Origin of the sequence: Algoriphagus sp. PAP.12 (assembly GCF_026652115.1) — a bacterium.
GTDB lineage: Bacteria > Bacteroidota > Bacteroidia > Cytophagales > Cyclobacteriaceae > Algoriphagus.
In genome coordinates, this window is the sequence record NZ_JAPPSQ010000008.1 from 169,431 (window position 1) to 187,955 (window position 18,525).

Below are 18,525 nucleotides of genomic sequence, written 5' to 3' on the forward strand. Positions count from 1 at the left end.
AGATTAATTTGAGAATGTCACAAAACTAAGAGGTATAAGTAATATAAAAAAATTGCTTATTTGCTTTAGCGAATATATAATTTATAATGAAAAAGACAGAATGTTTTTCCTGTCTTAATACGATCTACTAAAATATTATTATTCGCTTTATTTTATTTGGAAAAGAGCTGATTAGTAATAACTATTCCAAACAATCATCTAAATCACGGATCCCAATCAGCAGGCGGATCCTGCTCAGCGCCGACTACAACTCGACAATCATCTGCGATCAAACTTAAGGGTTGTCTATAATCCAAATCTGCACCATGGATATACATCCTTTCATTGGTTTCTCCAGCCACCATAAAGTAGCCCAACACCACTTCATCTGGATCATCTAGACTGATCATATTTCCTCTGATATTTGCCGGAGGCGGATCAAACACAGACCCACTTAATTCAGTTTGCTGCTTTACCAATCTTAAAAAGCGATAAGCACCAGCTGAAATAGTCAATTGCCTTAAATCCATTCGGAAAGTTGTGATAAATCTTAAACCATCATCTGGAATAAACATGGCTGTCACTTTGGTAGATAAACCATTGAAGTCATCATCTGTCGCAATGAACATCGATCTATTCCCAACACTTTCAGCTAAGTAACAAGTAAAACAACAATCTTTCGGAGCCGGAGCACGAGTTTCCCGATCCATAAACAAATCTGGTCTGGCATTCACTTCAAACATGGCGTTTTCAGTTCTCCAATAATAAAAGTTGTTTTCGTTGCCCGGATCCTCGACATCAACGACAAATCTTACTCCAGATTCTGGCTCTAACTCACCTTCAACAGGAAACTCCACTGAGAAATAATCAATATTACCCATAGGAACCGGACTACTTACTGTTTCAGGAAGTGACGTATAAGTTTTGCCATCCTGTAATTGAATTTGCAAGGTATATGTATCTCCTGCTTTGGCGGCAAAACCTTCCGGAGTCAAATAATTCCCTTTGACCTCTGAATCTTCTGTCAAATAAGTCACTACGCCATCTTGATTTCTCACCAAGATTGTGGCCAAAGAAACGGGCCGGATCAACCCTTCGAAAACAGATCCATAAGTATCACTCCTAGTCAACTTAATAGAATGCCTACCCGGATCAGTAGTAATCATTCCATCAACCGTCAATAATTGGGCGCCATTTTCGATTTCCACTTCATAGGGATCAACACAAGCTTCAAAACTTAAACAAACCCCAATGATAATCAGGCTGTAAATAATCTTTCTCATTAGAACTTGATAGAATAACTTAAACTAGGTAAAGGCACACCCAAAACAGCTAACCTTAAAGCCTGAGGCGGCGATCCTTCTTGATCTACAAAGAATAAGGAGAATGGATTTTTGCGAGCATAAACATTCAATACAGAGAAAGTCCAGTCACCATCAAAAAACTTACCTTCTCCTTTCAGTTTGAAATTAATTGCTAAATCCAAGCGGTGGAAATCAGGCAGTCGTTGCTCATTTCTTCTATTGAAATAAGCCAGGTTATTTCCTGAATAGTCAAATTTTGCTTCAGGGAAAGTTACTGGTCTACCGGTACTGTATCCAAAAGTCGCTGAAACAGAGGTATTGGTACTGACCTTATAATTCCCGATTAGTGTCAAATCATGGGGTTTATCAAAATTGGAAGAATACCAATCTCCATCATTGATAATTTCCTCCTCATAAGGTGTGATCACCCTTCTTAAGCTTCTAGAATAGGTATAAGAAACCCAACCTGTTAAACGTCCCAGGTTCTTTTTCACAAACAATTCCACCCCAAAAGCTCTACCTGTCGCAGGTATCAATTCCGTTTCAAGATGATTTTGTAGAATTAGGTTAGCCCCATCTTTATAATCGACCACATTTTGGATGTCTTTATAATACACCTCAATGGAAGTTTCAAAAATGTTTCCTTTGAAATTATTGTAGAAACCCAATGAATATTGATCAACAATTTGAGGCTTCAAGAATTCATCACTTAGTTTCCAAACATCCGTTGGGGCAATAGTAGCAGTATTGGAAATCAAATGGATGAACTGGTACATCTTATTATACCCAGCCTTAATTGAACTGGATTTGGAAAGAGAATATCGAATAGATCCTCTTGGACCCAAGCCATCATAAGAAGTTATTTTCTCACCATCTCCATAGGTAGTTTCGCTGATCGCACTTCCATCGGAAATTGGTTGGTTTTCCGCATATTGTCTTACAGTTCTTGGTCCAAAATATTGATACATATCGTACCTTAATCCATAAGAAACCCCAATTTTTTCACCCAATTCAAATTCATGTTGGAAATGAACAGCCGATTCCCTCCCAAATTCATCTTGGACTTTTTTAGGTAAGAGCCCTGACTCTTGTTCGTCAGCAGGAATCAATTCACCTGGCTGCAACGTCACATCTTTGAACTCACCTCCGAATGTTACTTTATTAGTTTCTGAGAATTGATACATCGCAAAAACTTTGGCCCCAAAATCCACAATCCCGGAATTCAAATCAAAATTATTGATTCCTGATCTATTGAAAATACCGTAATCATATTGGGAATAATAACCCAATGCATCCAAGCTAAGTTTATCACTCAGTCTACTTTTCCACTGGAGGGAATGAGAATTGTTTTTCCAAGAAATCGTGGTATCCGATGCAAAAGCAAAATCATCATACGAAGTGTAATAGCTATAAGTGAATTCATTCTTATCAGAGATTGGAGCTGAAATCACCAAATTTCCATCATAAAAATTCGCACTAGATGTATTCAAATCAGGATTACTCAGAGCACCTAAAAACCAATTGATATAGGAACCTCTAAATCCTCCTCTAATGGACACTTTTTCTTTCACCAAAGGACCATTGATCCCAATTTTCCCAGAATAATTGCTGAGCATCAAGTCCCCTCCCCAGCGATCAACACTACCTGCTTTTGGAAGTATATCTAAAATAGATGAACCCCTCCCTCCAAATCGGGTTGGAATTACAGATTTATAAAGCGTCACATCATTGACAACGTCTGCATTGAAAGAGGTAAACAAACCAAAAAGGTGAGTAGGGTTATAAATTGGTGCACCAGCAAATTGAATCAAGTTCTGGTCTGCTCCTCCACCCCTTACATTCAAACCAGCAGCAGCCTCTCCAACTTGAGAGACACCCGGCAAGGTTGCCATAGATCTAATAATATCAACCTCACCCAAGAATGGAGGAAGCTCTTTAATGGAGTTCATCGACAAAGTTATCGCTCCCATGTCTGTGGAACGTATGTTTTTCTCAGGATCTCGACCAAAAATCACTACATCATCCAGTTGAAAATCCTCTTGGATCATTCGGATGGAAATTCTGCCATCACCTACAGCTGTTATAGGGTAAAGCACTGTTTCATACCCTACATACCGAAACTCCAAATTGTACTCAGCACGATCTAGAATTAATTCAAAAGCCCCATTATTATCAGTAATTCTGGTCAGGTTAATTTCAGGAACAGTAACTGTCGCTCCGATCAAGGCATCTCCAGTGATTTCATCAATCAACCTCCCTGAAATCCGAATGTTCTTTAATTGACCGATATCTCTACCAATTACTTCTCTTTTGGGCTGTGTTTGCCCAATCGCTAAAGCGGGAATTAGGAAAAGGAACAAGAGTAAAATCTTTCTCATATAAACCAATTAAAAACTAGTTGGGTCAAATTGATACAAATCCATTGGAAAATCCCCAGATAAAGTAATATCAGGTCCTCTTATGATGTACAGAAATCCATTCTTTATAAAATGCCCAACCAATATACTCTGAGGATACCCTGGCATTGGATTTTTTGATTTCCAAGTAAAAGTCTCCATATCAAGTTCCCACATCTCATTACTTCTTCTAAATAGACCAATGTAAACCTTATCTCCCAATACTCTGGCCATACCATATCCTTGACCAAGGCTTCCTGGATATGTTGACACAGGTTCCCAATTAAGACTATTGGGATCAAATCGCCAAAGCGTTCGATCTGCACCGATTACATAGCCATATCCGCCATATGAAAAAACAGCATCTTCAGCATTAAAATTTTCAGGTGGAGCAGGCAAAGAGGTCCATTGGGCCAATTGTGGATCATATTTCCTAAACGAAGCCCCCTCCTCCATTTTTGTTCCTAAGACAAAAAGGTCACTATTGATTTCAAATGCAATTGATTCTAAACTTTCAAAAGGAAGATCTGGCAATTGAGTAAAGCCATTTTCATTGATTCTCCAAAATGTATGATCAATATCTGTAGGGTTTGCTCCTCTTTCTGCAGTTCCTCCCCCTATAAAATGGTCTGTGAAAAATGCATAAGATCTATTATTTCCTGGAAACGAAACCCTTGACCACTCCTTAGAAATAAGGCTAAACCTTTGAAATCCATCTATTAAATCAATCCTTCTTCGAGAACCTAAACCAATAGTAAAACCCTGATCGGTTTGAAAGAATACATTATCATAAAGCCTAATGGCTTCAGGATACGTTGTCACCAATTCATAAGCTCCAATTTGGTATTCAAAGTTTTCAGAAAAAATTTGCTCTTCTCCTTGGGATATTAATTTTATACGTACGGATGATTCATCTTTTAATGGTGGCACAGTGAGTGTGATTTGGCTCTCTAGAATAATATCTAGTATTTGGGCTTCTTGAGAACCAAAAAATATTCGAGTATTCGCAGCGAAATTTCCTCCTGATATTACTAACTGGTCACCTTCCTCCCCATACAAAGGAGAGATACTCTCTATAAACGGCTGGAGTGTTTCTACTTCCATCACATTTCCTTCAAGAATTTCCCCTCCCAACTCCATAAAAGATTTGACATAGTATAATTGGTGTATTTCAAGCCCCTCTGCAAGACCTATAAACCTTCCGGGACCCTCTTTGGGACCTAAAGAAATAACAATAGGAGAAGAAAATGATGGATCTTGAGAAAAATAGAATCCATGGTCAGAAACCTGAATTTGGCTAGTACTAATCACTCTTCCCAAAACTCGGATCTGATCCCCACTAGCATGGAGAATTTGTTCAGTAACTACGAAAGAATTTTCATCCTCTTTTTCAGTACATGCCCATCCCAACAGCAGCATTGACAAAATGCCAAGAGACAGAAGTTTTTTCATAAATAGTTGGCAGTTAATCCAAATTGAAAATAAAAAATGTTTTTTTCTTTTTGACGGTTTAAAGAGTTATTAAACAAATAAATAGTGGAATAATCCAATCCAGTAAGAAGAAAAAAAATGGCAGTACGAAAGCACTGCCATTTCTATAAATTACTATTTCAATTATTGAAATATTGGGAAAGACTCACCGTCATTTGCGAAAATGGTAACAGTACCATATTCACCCCAAGTATTAATCCAATCGAAAGTAAACTTCTCGGAATCTGAGCTTGTAACTGTCATTGTATAAGAATCACCGTAAGTATCAGTACCTGACATAGTCAAATTGTTACATGCGTCATTCAATCTAACAGATCCAGCCCAATCATCACCATAACATTCTCCCCAAAGGCCGAACGCTGCATCACTAATGGTATAAGAACCAGTAGTACTAGTCGCTGTGAAAGTTACTGATCCTTCAAATGTTGCGTCTCCACAATAATCAGAAGTCTGAGAGTAAGCATAAGTTCCACCCAAATCAGATGGACAAACAACATTTACAAAGTACTGGAAAGGAGATGCGTAGAATGGAGCACCTGCAATATTTCCAGAAACGTTTTCTCTGTTGAAAGTACGGCCATACTTGTCATGCAATTCCAAGCTGAACTCAAACACATCCCCACCCTCGATGTCAGCCTCAGTCAAACCTACTGCAGCCATAGCTTCGGCAGCAGTGATCACAAAAGAGGTTCTCAAGAATCTAGAATCAGAGTTTGGTCCAAAATCAGATGCAGACAAAGTCTTCACTGTAACTGGTCCAGCTGTAGGAGTGTACTCCAAACCCACGCCTGTAATCAATCTTCTATGCTGAACATTGATATCTACTGTTTCCACTGAAGCTCCGTCTTCTGAATCAACAGCTTCCAAAGTCAAAGCGAAATTAGAACTTCCTAAATCGAAGAAATTAAAGGTTGTACTGGTTCGAGAGATCGTTCTCAAATATGCCCCTGTATCGAAATCAGTATAAGGGATATTTGGATCAACAGTATCGCGACAAGAACTAAGGAACACTACGGCTCCAACCAGTAAACCAAAGGTATATTTTAACATTTTCATATTATCTCAATTTTTTTTGGTTTAGTATACCCAAGAGTTACCAGAAGGATTGTTATCCCAGAAAACCTGAGCATCCAAACCGGATTTTTGAGTAGCATTGGTATTGGTTACCATGTAGTTATTAGGATACAAGAATGAGCGTGGGAAATCTCCAAAATTCTCGGCTAAGCCCGGCTGCATTTTCCTAGGTGTTCCTGTTCTCTTATATAAATTATAAGACTCCACACCATTTCCGAAAAGTGATAGCCAATATTCTCTTCCAATGATATCCATTTTATCGCTTTCAGAATCAAATTCGGAAGAAACATAATCTATATAGTCTGCAATCTCTCCATCTAGTAGATCTAGGCCATCCTCAGATAGTTCATTATAATAATCAACGACATCTCCAGAACCTCCTGAACTCAAAGCAAAATCCACAACAGAATTCATGTGCTTTTCAATTCCAGAAAGCAAGTACTCCTTTGCTTTTGCAGCATCTCCATCAATTTCCAAAGCTGCTTCTGCCAACATAAAATCAACATTTGCTGCATTCATAATAGGGAAAATACCAGCTCCTTGAGCTCCAAGGCTTGGGTTATTGGTTGGCGATGCAGAGTCATCATCAAATCTGCCACCTGCAGGGTATATTCCCCACATTGTTCTTTTCAAACCATCTGGTGGAACCCCATCTGGATCTAGGTGATCACGACCCCAGTATCCTCTTTCTCCAGGAAGACAGTAGATAAATCCACCAGCTAGGTAATGAGGAGGAGCAATCTGTCCAATACACTCAATTTCATCAACATTGGTAGAATTTACCAATACCTGACGGTACCAATAAAACCTTGCTCTAGGATCATCAAACCCTTTCGCTTCAGTCATATGCCACATGTAATAGGTAGAATGGTATTGCCCACCTCCTGAGATATAAGAACCGGTAAAATAAGGGTGCCTGGAGTCAGGATTGGCAATCGATGTTCCATATCTAAATACAAAGTCATCACCTGCCTTCAACATATTGTCAGCAGCAACCAAAGCGGAGATACCAGCTGCAGAACCAGCTTGATCTACTAACCTTGTATTCAAGAAATATCTCAACTTCAAGGTATTTACCAATCTAATCCACTTAGTATAATCATTACCATAGTAATAATCATTCGGAGTTCCAGAAGAACCAGATGCTGCAAAGTGAGCCGCAGCTTCATCTAAGATGGCAAATGCCGCATTATAAATAGACTCACCAGAATCTACTTTCGGGAAGAAGTTAGAAGGATCCAAGGCTTCAGAATAAGGAACATCTCCATAAGCATCCACCAAATTGAATAAAATCATTGCTTTGATGGTTTTGGCGATCCCCAAGTGTCTCTCTAATCCAGCTTCTTCAGCCAAAGGCTCAAGAAAAGAGATGTCCTCCAACATGTCCGCGTACGAATCTGACCACCAGCCATTTGTAGACTGAGTAGTATAGGCAGACTCATAATTCGCGCTTCCCTGATTGATCATACGGGTCAATCGCATCCCAGTATCATTAATATTTCTATAATGATCTTTGTAATCTAATTGAATCCTGTTAAGCAGGAAGTCCGGAGAAGCCGTTGCCGCAGTTACAGCATTTGGATCATCTAGCAAATCTAAGTCACAAGACGAAGCAAACAACATGGTACCTGCACACAACAAGCTATATAAGTATTTTTTCATAATTGTTTCAGTTTTGGAATTAGAATGCAAGAGTTACAGTTCCACCAAATCTCTTAGAACTAGGGCCAGTAACAAAGTCAAAGCCCAAACCGTTACCAACACCAGTTCCCAACACATCTACATCAAAGTTCATGTTTGGAGGGAAGTTCAAAGCAAGGAACCAAAGGTTCGTTCCGCTCAACGCAACAGAAGCTCTCTTGAATGGAGTCTTAGCCAACAATGTGGAAGGTAATTCATAACCCAAAGAGATTTCTCTTAATCGAATCATAGATCCATCGAATACGTTAGGAGCATCCGTTCTTCCTTGGTAACCTCCGAAGAAATAATCAGAAGCAGAGATCTGAATATCATTCTTGATATAATTAGGAGAACCATCAGCATTGGTTCCATCCTGTCTTACACCTGGCATGATGAAAGTCATTTCTCTATCAGCAACGGGGTCTTTTGTTACACCTCTTGCCAATGTAGCAGTTACAGTGTTAGAGAAAACTGCACCTTTATGTCTGTATTCCAACATTGCATTTAAAGTGAAACCTTTCCAAGAGAAGGTGTTGATCCAAGAACCTGTCCATCTTGGATTTGGATCACCTAAGATTTGCAACTCTGGATCAGCCAAATACAGCCCATCAGATGAAGACACAATCGGATTACCATCGTCATCTCTTAGAAAATCAGTTCCCTTGATCACGTTGAATGGTTCGCCAGGAATAGCGAAGTTCCCCAAGGTAGTAAAACCAGCAACCACGATCTCATCCAAACCTGAACCCAACTCTGTAGTTACAGATCTATACAAACTCCAGTTAACAGTAGAGTTCCAGGTGAAACCAGAAGCAGTAGAAACCGGAGTTACATTTGCCTGAAGTTCAACTCCTCTCGTCCTAATATTACCTATGTTGATATTTGTACTAGTGTACCCTGTAGCAGGATCAATAGGAGAGGATGTTATCAAATCACTCGTATTTTTTTCGAACAAAGAAAGATCGAATCTCAATTTATTATTAAACATCACGGCCTCAACTCCGAATTCCAATTCTTGAATCAATTCTGGCTTCAAGTTAGGGTTACCCAAGGTGTTGTTTACAGAATGGGTTTGGGTAACAGATCCATCTCTGGAAAAGGCGATTGCGTTTTGAGACAAACGATTCCTTGTATTGTATGGATTTGGGAAACCTGCAGATGTACCATAACCTAATCTCAATTTCAAATCATTCAATGTGGAAGAGTTCCAGTCAAAAGCCGTACTTGGGATAAAGGATACTGAAGCTCCTGGATAAAGAATTCTTCTGTTGTCTTTCTCAACTGTGGAAGTCCAGTCATTTCTCGCAGAGAACGTGAAGTACAAGTAATTAGAATAATCCAGAGTGATGTTGGTATAAATACCCATTCTTCTTTGCTCTTCAGTTCTATTTAACACATAAGACCCAATTGCATCTAATGAAGAAGAACTTGTAAAGTTAGAGTGCCGGAACAATCCGAAAGCCAACTGACCTTGGGAAGAAATTCCGTCTCTGATAAATGAATCATAGCGGGAGTTACCACCCAACAATACGCTCATCCCTAATTTGTCAGAAAATTCCTTCTTCCAATTGAAGATCAAATCTTGGTTCCAAATAGTATTGACAATGTTAGTAGTAGTATAAACACCTGACTGAACAGCAGCACTACCTGATCCCGCTCCTTTGTTGTACATCTTCTCTTGCTTTTCAGTATAGGTATCCAAACCAATTCTATAAGTCACAGAGAAATTATCATTGAAATCATAAATCAATGAAGTAGAGTTAAAGAAACGATTTACATTAGAAGTATTCTTGTAATATTTCGCCAACCATCTTGGGTTTACGATGTCGTTACCACCCCTATAGTATACAGAACTATTATCAACTGGATTTTCGAATGGCAAACCAGCCAAATCCACAGAACGAGGAGTATACAAAACGTGAGCAAATACAGACGGTACACCATTGGCAGGACCAGAACCATAAGAGGCATTAACTGGTGGAGCCTGCAAATCTGTGATCGCAAATGTAAATGAAGAATTCACTGATAACTTGTCATTGATAGCAGATCTGATACCCAAACCGAAGTTATATTTTTTCAATTCGTTACCAGGAGTAAATCCTTTGTCATCTGTATAACCAAAGCTTGAGCTAAAGCTAGTTCTATCAGAACCTCCAGAAATTTGGATGGAAGTATTTGACACCATGCCAGTTCTGAAGAATGCAGTAGAAGGATCTTCATAAGCCTTGTACTCATACTGAATAGGTGTACCACCGACGATTCCATCTACCCAGAACTCTGGGAAGGCTTCTCTTACTTTTGCAACAGATGAGGAAGCATATGGATGGTTAACAGTTAAGCCTTGATCCAATCTTGGACCGAAGTTGGAGAAGAAGAAACCAGGGGCTTGCTGGAATCCGTTTCCATACTCATAACCATAGGTAGGCAAAGAAGCCGCCTTATTGGAGAATACTGATTGATTGATAGTTACTTCAGCAGCTTTTCTCTTAGATGCACCAGACTTGGTAGTAATCAAGATTACACCATTTCTACCTTGGTCACCATAAAGAACTGTCGCAGAAAGACCTTTCAATACAGACATGCTCTCGATGTTGTTTGGATCGATATCCAAGAAACGAGAAGATGTCGTAGCACCACCATTCGTAAAGCCTTCCGTATTATTCGTGCTAGTATTAAATGGAACACCATCCACAACGAATAAAGGCTGGTTGGATTGAGTTGCAGAGGAATAACCTCTAATGACCATATTGGTACCAGATCCAGACATACCATTGGTAGCGGTGATATTCACACCAGGCACTTTCCCTTGCAATACACGGGATACGTCTTGTTCAGGACGATTCTCAAGTTGCTCGTCACCCACAGTGGTCACGGCATAACCCAAGGCTTTCTTTTCCCTTTCGATACCGATCGCTGTTACTACCACTTCGGATAGTTGAGCAGCGTCAGCTGTAAGGGTTACATCAATTACGGATCGATTACCGATTGTCTCTTCGTGAGTCTCAAGACCAACGAAAGAGAAAATCAGTACATCTGAACCCGCCGGCACGCTAATGGAGTAATTACCATCCAAATCGGTGGTAGTACCCACTGTCGTACCCTTAACGAGGACGGTTGCACCCGGCAAGCCTAGTCCATCTTCGTCGGAAATTACCGTACCGGTAATTACCCGCTGCTGCGCCGACACCTCATAACTGAGGGTCATGGTGAAAAGCGCAACAACAAAGAGTAAAGCTTTTCTCATAAGGTATTTAGTTTAGTTGATTCGTAAATAAAATCCCTTTCCTCTTAATTTCAAAATAGGAAATAAGAGCCTGGAAAAATATTAATATTCCAATATTTTATTTAAAAAGGATAATTTTACAAATGTTTATTCCTTATTTTATTATAAATATTGGTTAAATACCATTTTAAAGACTACACCAACAATTAACGGCGATTATTTTATGTGGATGGCTCAAAACAATGATTATTTGGCCCAACCCTCTTCATTAACAATAATTAACAGTTTATTATTTTTTTTCGAGTCAATACAGAATTTTATTCTGTTTAATATTTCAAAAATTGAATTTTGTAAAAAAATTTTAATCTGACTTTTCAATCTTTTACAAAAAAAAAGTAAAACTAAATCCGTTTAAAAAAATATATTTCTGTCAAAAAAAGCTTTTAAATAAGTTTATTTGGAAAACAAAAAAAATGAAAAATTTTACCTCCATTTTTTTTAAAAAAAATAAAAAGGAGGGGTAAAATTTATTTATACCAGCCCATTTTTTTACCAATTTTTCAAAAAGAGGTTCAAATTTTTAGGGATTCATCTTTTTTAAAAGGAATATCTCAATGTAAAGGCTGCTTCATCCTCCCATAAATCCGTGAAATCAGCGAAATTATATGCTGGTTTCCAGTATCCGCCAATATAAAAGTTGCTATGGTTGATATTATACTCTAATCCGACTATCGCATCTACCCCAAATACATTGTAATCCTGAGTAATCTTGTATTCCCAAGGCGGGATTCCTTTCCCTTTTTTCCACATTCCGTAATGACCACCTCCACCGACATACCATTCTAACCCATCAAATTCACGAATATCCCAGTGATGTTCAAAAAGCAAAGCACCAACCCATCCTTTCCATCGATTATAAACCAGCAAATCCAATGCTCCTGCATCGGTAATAAACTGCTTTACAGTCCCACCTACATTTGTCCCGCCTGTCACACCGATCATGGTATTATAAGCCCCGATCTGGGCATGACTTTTTTGACTAAAGAAAAATAGGGTGCCAAAAAATAGCACCATTAAAAACACTCTTTTCATCCTTTTCTGTGATTAATTCTAAAATGTAAGAACTTTTGCCGGAGTAATACAAAAGTCCAATGGGATATCGTGCTCTTCTGAAGGCAAGATTTCTTCAGGCTCAAAAAAACTTAATCCAACCTTTATGGGGTTATTGGAGAGACCATCAAAAAAACGATCGTAATAACCTCTACCAAAGCCCAACCTCATTCCTTTTTGATCATATGCCAAGAGGGGAACGAAAATCAAATCCAAAATGGGATTTTGAACTTCTTCAAATTCTACTGGCAACGGAATACCCCATTTATCCAAAACAAATTGAGAATGGGGCTCAAGAGTAATAGTCAACAAATCATCACTTGAAATATCAACCATGGAAGTATATGTCTCGAATCCCTTTTTCCAAAGTGACTTTAATAAAGGAATGGTATCAACTTCCATTTGAGCTTTTATCGGTAAAAAAATATGGGTTTTCTGGATAGAGCCATTTTCTAAAAGCCAATTGAATGCCCTTTCACAAATTTGGCTTGAAAGCTTTTGAAGCTCTATCTCTGAAAGCCTCTTCCTTTTTTCTTTGTAAAGCTTCCTCCAGTATGATTTGGAACTACTCATACTTCCAAAACCATCATTCTGAAATCCAATGGATCAAATAATGGATATAGATTCATAACAAATTCCGGATCCCCCAAGTAAAATTGCATCATATTAACAACTCGCTCCTGGGGACTTCCTCCTGGCTTGATCATTTCATCAATTGCATCCACTCTTTCCAAAGTAATATGCTGGCGTCTTTCCTCAGCTTTCCTGAGTTTTTTACTCATTTGGTCCAAAATCTTCAAAGACCTTACTTTTGCAGCCTCAAAGGATGCACCCAAACTCTTTTCTAATTCTGCAGAGGACTTTCCCCTCTCTTCAAAAAGCTTAGAAACTACTTCTCTTTCAGCACTCAATTCAATATCCTCCAAAGCATGAGAAGCAACATAGTCCTTTTTCCATGCATTAAAATCCTGAAACAGATCTTTAGGAAACCATCCCAATTGTTCCATTTTTTGTTGAGTCAATGAATTAATGACCAAAGCAAAGTTCCTTGGAAGTAATACTGGAAAAGGAACATCGAATAAATCAAATACTCCTTTCAATTGCAGCCAATAAACAACTTCCGCCGGACCACCCAGATAAGCAAGGTTTGGAAGAATCATTTCCTGATACAAAGGTCGAAGCACTACATTCGGGCTAAATTTCTCAGGTGATTCTTCGATTAAAGATTCAAGTTCATCTTTAGAAAATTTCAATTTGGTATTTAATACCACATACTCTTCGCCTTGTTGCTCAATTCTTTCTCTAATTCCTTTATCCAAAAAGAACAAATTGATCTCACGAGGAAAAATCTGCCCACTATAACCTAAAGACTCTAAAGACTCTGTTTTCAAAGTGGCTTCTTTATAAGGAGTATGGTCAAAAAGATCTGCCTTCATCACTTCTTTGAACAAGGCCTTCAATGAAGTATCATGTCCATCCACAATCAGTAATCCCTTTTCACCAAACAACTCGTGAACATACTTTCTTGCAGCTTCTTTTAAGGTTGTGCTTGAACCATATGCATTTTTGAAAACTTCAGCAGCAAAAGGTACCGATTTTAAAAACTCTTTAAAATCTTTGCCTAGCTCAAAGTCTCCTACAGCTCCTGTTTGATCGGATTTCCATTGGTATTTCTTTCCATCCAGCTTGAAATAATTGATTTCATCAAAATCATGATCCTCTGTCGCCATCCAATAAACCGGAACAAAGTGATAATCCGGATAAGCCTCCTTAAGCTCCTCTGCCAACCTAATAGTCGACACGATTTTATAAATGAAATAAAGGGGGCCGGTAAAAAGGTTCAGCTGATGTCCTGTAGTGACTGTAAATGTTTTAGAATCTTCTAAAGCTTCTATTTGAGAGCTCTCGATTTCAAAAAGTTCTATTCCATGATATTGTTCTTTTAAGCTTTGACAGAGAATTTTTCTCTTCTCCTGGGTAAATCCCTTTTCATCAATTGCCCTCTGAAAACTTTCAATCTTTGGTAAATGTCTATAATAAGGTCTCAGTTCGGCATTCCCTTCGATATAGTCTAAAAAAAATGAAGAAAACTGATTGGTTTCTTTAAGATCTATACTGTGTTTTTTCATGGGTGAAGAGAATGATTATTTCGTATGCAAACTGGAAGAGCCTATCCAAAGTTCTATTTTTTCATTAAAAATCTCCTATTCTTATTTCAAAGGATCATAGTTTCTTTGAAAGTTTTATGGAAATGGAACAATTCATGGCAATTTAGCTTTTCCTAGAAAATATCTGATTGTTCAAAAAAGATTAGCTTTGCAGCCTTTATGATGCTACCGTATAATCGTTTTTTTCTTGACAATGGACTAGAAGTGATCGTCCATGAAGACCATAGCAGCAAAATGGCTGTGTTCAACTTATTATATAAGGTGGGCTCAAGAAATGAAATCCCAGGTAAAACAGGATTAGCACACTTTTTCGAACATTTGATGTTTGGAAGCTCTGCCAATGTCCCTATTATTGATAGAGAACTGGAAAGAGTCGGAGGAAATTGCAATGCCTTTACCTCTCCAGATATCACCAATTACTACATGAATTTACCTGCGGCGAATCTTGAAACAGCTTTTTGGCTGGAATCAGACCGCATGCTGCAGCTATCTTTGAATGATAAAACCATCGAGACGCAACGCAAGGTTGTGCTTGAAGAGTACAAACAGAGATACCTGAACCAACCTTATGGAGAGGTCTGGCATCATTTAAGAGAATTGGCTTATGAAGTCCATCCTTACAGATGGCCAACCATCGGGCAAAGTCCAGAGGATATCGTCGGATATACCAAAGATGATGTCTGGAGTTTTTACAAAAAACACTATGCACCCAACAATGCCATCCTAGTAGTGGGTGGAGCGGTCACCAAAGATCAGGTAGCAAAACTTGCAGAAAAGTGGTTTGGCCCAATCCCATCTTTTGAATTAGATGCCCATTTGATTCCACTTGAAAGCGAACAAGACGAAAAACGAATCAAAGAGGTAGAATATCCTGTTCCTACTGACGCGCTTTACAAAGCTTTCAAAATGCCTGCAAAAGGCGTAGAGGGTTTCCTGGAAGCGGATTTAATTAGCGACTTGTTGGGATTTGGCAAATCTTCCATCTTGGAACAAAGGCTGGTCAAAAACGGGAAACTATTCGCCTCTGCCGGAGCCTATATCTTAGGGTCAATTGATCCAGGCTTACTGATTTTCTCAGGAAAAATGGAAAAAGGAGTCTCTGCTAAAGAAGCTGAAAAAGCACTCGATGAAGTGATCTATGATTTTCTTCAGCAGGAAGTTTCAGAAGAGAACTTCCAGAAAATAAAAAACCAAGGTAGAGCGATGAAAACTTACGAGTCTATTCAGCTCATCAATCGGGTCATGAATTTGGCATTTTATGCTAATTTGGGGCATCCAGACCTTTACTGGGAGGAATACGAAAAGAAATCTAACATAGGACCTGATCAATTGATGTCCTGGTCCAAAAAACTTTTAAACGAGAAGCAAGCTTCCGTTTTATATTATCAAAGCAAATAAGATGAATGCATTTCGAGTAGGATTTGGCTACGATGTACACCAGCTAAAAGAAGGATATGATTTTTGGCTGGGAGGGATCAAATTAGAACATGAAAAAGGTGCGGTGGGACATTCTGATGCAGATGTTTTGATCCATGTGATTTGCGATGCTCTTCTTGGCGCTGCAAATATGCGTGATATCGGATTTCATTTCTCTGACAAAGATCCGAAATACAAAGGAATTGACAGTAAAATCCTTCTTGCAGATGTTATGAAACTAATTCGTGAAGCTGGCTATGAAATAGGAAACATTGACACAACTATTTGCCTTCAGCAACCTAAAGTAAATCCTCATATTCCAGCTATGAAAACTTGCTTAGAAGAAGTCATGAATATTCCTGAATCTTCTATTTCCATCAAAGCCACAACGACTGAATGGCTAGGGTTTGTAGGCCGTGAAGAAGGAGTTTCAGCATATTGTGTCGCTTTAATCTACCAGGTATGAGTGAAAAGGTAAAAATCATCACGACAGAGGATGGCTCTCATTCTTTGTATCATGAGGACTTAAAAGAGACGTACCATAGTTTTCACGGAGCTTACAGAGAATCTCTGCATGTGTTTATGCTTTATGGCTTGGATACCTGGCTGGCAGAAAACCCGCAGAAATACCCAATCCGGATTTTTGAAGTAGGATTTGGGACAGGACTAAATGCCTGGCTCACTTTGGTTTGGGCGGAACAGAATCAGATTCCTGTTTTGTATCACTCCATAGAGCCCTTTCCACTAAGTGAGGAAATATATTCCCAGCTGAACTACATCGACCAAAACGATGGAATTTGGCACTACCACAAATATTTTGAGGCATTGCACAAATTTACATGGAATGAAGGTGGGCCTGTTTCAGAATATTTCAATTTCAAAAAGGATCAAACTACCCTTCAAGACGCTCAACTTTATCCAAGCGATGTGGTGTTTTTTGATGCCTTTGCTCCAAGTAAACAGCCAGAATTATGGGAATTTAGCCAATTGGAGAAGGTTTCTAAATCCATGAAGCAAGGGGGACTCTTCACTACTTACTCGGCATCTGGACAACTGAAAAGAGATCTTAAAGCTTTAGGACTAGAAGTCGTCAATCCTCCTGGACCTCCGGGCAAAAAGGAGATGACACAGGCATGGAAGAAATAAATCAATGAGTTGGAATGAGGTTTGGAAAATTGAGTACACAACCAAACCTCTAAACCAATGAAATCTGCACTATTCTTTTGGATGCTTTTTCTTCCTCTTACCATCAATGCTAGCAATGCATTGGATCAACTTTTTGAAAAAAGAAGCCAGCTTTATTATGAGCTAAAAAATAACTCTCAGGCAGAAGTCTTTGGGATTTCACTTTCCAGCAATGAAGACGCCCGATTGTTGAGGAAAATTATGGAGATAGACAATGCTATTATCCAGAAACTCCAATTGGAACAAAACATCGAAGAATCAAAAGAATTCACAACAGCAGAAAAATACAAGGCTATTGCATTCTCTCAGGAAAAAGACATTCAGTCTCTTAAATCTGCTCTCGCTAGAAAATCTCACGAATTCAACCAGGCAGGATTTGAAATCAGAAAATTCAGGCATGGAACTTGGATATTCTTCCTAGGAACGCTACTATTCTGTAGCCTTTACCTAAAAGACAAAATCAAATTCAATTTCTTGAAAGGTAAAATCCTCTCCTTTATTCCATTTGAATCTCAATAGAAAATGAAATCGCTTCTCCTTTTTTTATTCCTGCTTTCACCTCTTCAAGATGACAATGCCAGCGCTAAACTTGAGCGCCTTGTAGAGGAAAGACAATCCCTTCACGCTCAATGGCAAGCATCTGAATCCAAGAAATCTGGAATTTTCGGGAACCGTACCAAAAAGGACATGAAGGAAACCAACGATTGGCTAGAAAGAATTATCAGTAAGGACAATCAAATAGTGGAGGAACTGAAGTTGAGCGGAAAGATTGAAACCGCAGTAATTGGGCAAGAAAAAGACGATTACAAAACCATCACCTTAAGCCTTGAGCAAGACGTTCAGGCCCTCAAAAGAGCAATAGGGGAACGAGATAAAACCATAGAGGAAATGCTTTCCAACCGGAGAACATTCGAATGGACTACCCTCATATTTTTCCTGACAACTTTGGGACTGGGATATTGGATTTACAGAAGCAAAAAAGGAGCTTAATTCGACCTTTTGTATTTTTTCAAAACAGGGCAATTTCCGTCATAAGACGGGCAAGAAAATGATAAATTAAGTTCCAGCTGATTTTCTGATAAACTCCATTCTGCATAGCTATCCCCAAAAGAAAAATCTATTAGAAACTCCCTTAGATCCTCAAAAGGAGCGTAGAGAGGTCCTATATCGGGGTGCGGAAACATATAAACTTCAAAACCGTCTATAAATTGGTAATCGATAATTTCATTTTCCAAGCGGTAATCGAAATTATAAATAAACCGATAACCTAAATCAGACCCAAATTCGGATTCTCTAAACGTCTGCCGCAACTGGTAAGTGCTATCTGTTAAAAAATCTAAGGTCTCAACTGACCAAAGCCCCAAAGAATCGACATAGGCTCGGCTTTCCCACTCTCCAATCAATGGACCAAGTGGTTCTTCATCCTGATCTGAATTGCAAGAAAAAATCAAAGGAGCGCTCAAGAGCACTATTCCTAAAATCAATAGTAGCTTTTTCAT

At 38.7% G+C, this 18,525-nt stretch carries 15 protein-coding genes; 5 read left to right on the forward strand and 10 right to left on the reverse strand.

The features are described 5' to 3' along the window. Window positions 1-203 precede the first annotated feature (203 nt). The 9 genes from O0V13_RS11780 to bshC form a co-directional block, all read right to left on the reverse strand. Window positions 204-1,262, reverse strand: coding sequence for a DUF4249 domain-containing protein (locus O0V13_RS11780; protein ID WP_268035159.1), 1,059 nt, complete (start codon window positions 1,260-1,262; stop codon window positions 204-206). Next, entirely contained in the window at window positions 1,262-3,661 is a 2,400-nt protein-coding gene (locus O0V13_RS11785) for a TonB-dependent receptor (protein ID WP_268035160.1), read from the reverse strand. The genes O0V13_RS11780 and O0V13_RS11785 overlap by 1 nt, the downstream gene beginning before the upstream one ends. Window positions 3,662-3,670: 9 nt before the next feature. Beyond that, the gene (locus O0V13_RS11790) at window positions 3,671-5,131 is read right to left on the reverse strand and encodes an IPT/TIG domain-containing protein (RefSeq protein WP_268035161.1); all 1,461 of its coding nucleotides are present in this window, start codon (window positions 5,129-5,131) and stop codon (window positions 3,671-3,673) included. Between the two features lie 162 nt (window positions 5,132-5,293). Then, window positions 5,294-6,226 (reverse strand): hypothetical protein, encoded by a 933-nt coding sequence (locus tag O0V13_RS11795; RefSeq protein ID WP_268035162.1) that lies wholly within the window; start codon window positions 6,224-6,226, stop codon window positions 5,294-5,296. Window positions 6,227-6,247: 21 nt separating this feature from the next. After that, window positions 6,248-7,906, reverse strand: coding sequence for a SusD/RagB family nutrient-binding outer membrane lipoprotein (locus O0V13_RS11800; RefSeq protein WP_268035164.1), 1,659 nt, complete (start codon window positions 7,904-7,906; stop codon window positions 6,248-6,250). A gap of 19 nt (window positions 7,907-7,925) precedes the next feature. Beyond that, window positions 7,926-11,168 (reverse strand): SusC/RagA family TonB-linked outer membrane protein, encoded by a 3,243-nt coding sequence (locus O0V13_RS11805; RefSeq protein ID WP_268035165.1) that lies wholly within the window; start codon window positions 11,166-11,168, stop codon window positions 7,926-7,928. A 576-nt stretch (window positions 11,169-11,744) separates the two neighbouring features. Next, window positions 11,745-12,239, reverse strand: a complete 495-nt coding sequence (locus tag O0V13_RS11810) for a hypothetical protein (protein ID WP_268035166.1) — start codon at window positions 12,237-12,239, stop codon at window positions 11,745-11,747. 18 nt (window positions 12,240-12,257) lie between these two features. Then, window positions 12,258-12,830, reverse strand: coding sequence for a 5-formyltetrahydrofolate cyclo-ligase (locus tag O0V13_RS11815; RefSeq protein ID WP_268035167.1), 573 nt, complete (start codon window positions 12,828-12,830; stop codon window positions 12,258-12,260). Continuing rightward, on the reverse strand, window positions 12,827-14,386 hold the full coding sequence (bshC, locus tag O0V13_RS11820; protein ID WP_268035168.1) for a bacillithiol biosynthesis cysteine-adding enzyme BshC: 1,560 nt from the start codon (window positions 14,384-14,386) through the stop codon (window positions 12,827-12,829). Before bshC ends, O0V13_RS11815 begins: the two co-directional genes overlap by 4 nt. Before the next feature lie 201 nt (window positions 14,387-14,587). Between bshC and O0V13_RS11825 the strand changes: the two genes are divergently transcribed. The 5 genes from O0V13_RS11825 to O0V13_RS11845 are packed head-to-tail and all read left to right on the forward strand — an operon-like array spanning window position 14,588 to window position 18,016. Next, entirely contained in the window at window positions 14,588-15,823 is a 1,236-nt protein-coding gene (locus tag O0V13_RS11825; protein WP_268035207.1) for a M16 family metallopeptidase, read from the forward strand. 1 nt (window position 15,824) lies between these two features. Further along, entirely contained in the window at window positions 15,825-16,307 is a 483-nt protein-coding gene (ispF, locus tag O0V13_RS11830; protein WP_073571014.1) for a 2-C-methyl-D-erythritol 2,4-cyclodiphosphate synthase, read from the forward strand. Then, window positions 16,304-16,987 carry a tRNA (5-methylaminomethyl-2-thiouridine)(34)-methyltransferase MnmD gene (gene mnmD / locus O0V13_RS11835; RefSeq protein WP_268035169.1) on the forward strand — a complete coding sequence of 228 codons (684 nt, stop codon included), beginning with the start codon at window positions 16,304-16,306 and terminating at the stop codon, window positions 16,985-16,987. The genes ispF and mnmD overlap by 4 nt, the downstream gene beginning before the upstream one ends. A gap of 57 nt (window positions 16,988-17,044) precedes the next feature. Continuing rightward, window positions 17,045-17,545 (forward strand): hypothetical protein, encoded by a 501-nt coding sequence (locus tag O0V13_RS11840; protein WP_268035170.1) that lies wholly within the window; start codon window positions 17,045-17,047, stop codon window positions 17,543-17,545. A gap of 3 nt (window positions 17,546-17,548) precedes the next feature. After that, entirely contained in the window at window positions 17,549-18,016 is a 468-nt protein-coding gene (locus tag O0V13_RS11845; RefSeq protein ID WP_268035171.1) for a Clp protease ClpB, read from the forward strand. On the opposite strand, the gene O0V13_RS11850 is transcribed toward O0V13_RS11845, so the two are convergent. After that, window positions 18,013-18,525, reverse strand: coding sequence for a hypothetical protein (locus tag O0V13_RS11850; RefSeq protein WP_268035172.1), 513 nt, complete (start codon window positions 18,523-18,525; stop codon window positions 18,013-18,015). The two genes, O0V13_RS11845 and O0V13_RS11850, sit on opposite strands and share 4 nt — an antisense overlap.

Excerpts from the sequence above, each read along its gene's own strand:
- O0V13_RS11805 (WP_268035165.1), bottom strand. The coding sequence starts at position 11,168 with ATGAGAAAAGCTTTACTCTTTGTTGTTGCGCTTTTCACCATGACCCTC.
- O0V13_RS11815 (WP_268035167.1), bottom strand. The coding sequence starts at position 12,830 with ATGAGTAGTTCCAAATCATACTGGAGGAAGCTTTACAAAGAAAAAAGG.
- O0V13_RS11845 (WP_268035171.1), top strand. The coding sequence starts at position 17,549 with ATGAAATCGCTTCTCCTTTTTTTATTCCTGCTTTCACCTCTTCAAGAT.
- mnmD (WP_268035169.1), top strand. The coding sequence starts at position 16,304 with ATGAGTGAAAAGGTAAAAATCATCACGACAGAGGATGGCTCTCATTCT.
- bshC (WP_268035168.1), bottom strand. The coding sequence starts at position 14,386 with ATGAAAAAACACAGTATAGATCTTAAAGAAACCAATCAGTTTTCTTCA.
- O0V13_RS11840 (WP_268035170.1), top strand. The coding sequence starts at position 17,045 with ATGAAATCTGCACTATTCTTTTGGATGCTTTTTCTTCCTCTTACCATC.
- ispF (WP_073571014.1), top strand. The coding sequence starts at position 15,825 with ATGAATGCATTTCGAGTAGGATTTGGCTACGATGTACACCAGCTAAAA.
- O0V13_RS11850 (WP_268035172.1), bottom strand. The coding sequence starts at position 18,525 with ATGAAAAAGCTACTATTGATTTTAGGAATAGTGCTCTTGAGCGCTCCT.
- O0V13_RS11785 (WP_268035160.1), bottom strand. The coding sequence starts at position 3,661 with ATGAGAAAGATTTTACTCTTGTTCCTTTTCCTAATTCCCGCTTTAGCG.
- O0V13_RS11810 (WP_268035166.1), bottom strand. The coding sequence starts at position 12,239 with ATGAAAAGAGTGTTTTTAATGGTGCTATTTTTTGGCACCCTATTTTTC.
- O0V13_RS11790 (WP_268035161.1), bottom strand. The coding sequence starts at position 5,131 with ATGAAAAAACTTCTGTCTCTTGGCATTTTGTCAATGCTGCTGTTGGGA.
- O0V13_RS11825 (WP_268035207.1), top strand. The coding sequence starts at position 14,588 with ATGCTACCGTATAATCGTTTTTTTCTTGACAATGGACTAGAAGTGATC.
- O0V13_RS11780 (WP_268035159.1), bottom strand. The coding sequence starts at position 1,262 with ATGAGAAAGATTATTTACAGCCTGATTATCATTGGGGTTTGTTTAAGT.
- O0V13_RS11800 (WP_268035164.1), bottom strand. The coding sequence starts at position 7,906 with ATGAAAAAATACTTATATAGCTTGTTGTGTGCAGGTACCATGTTGTTT.
- O0V13_RS11795 (WP_268035162.1), bottom strand. The coding sequence starts at position 6,226 with ATGAAAATGTTAAAATATACCTTTGGTTTACTGGTTGGAGCCGTAGTG.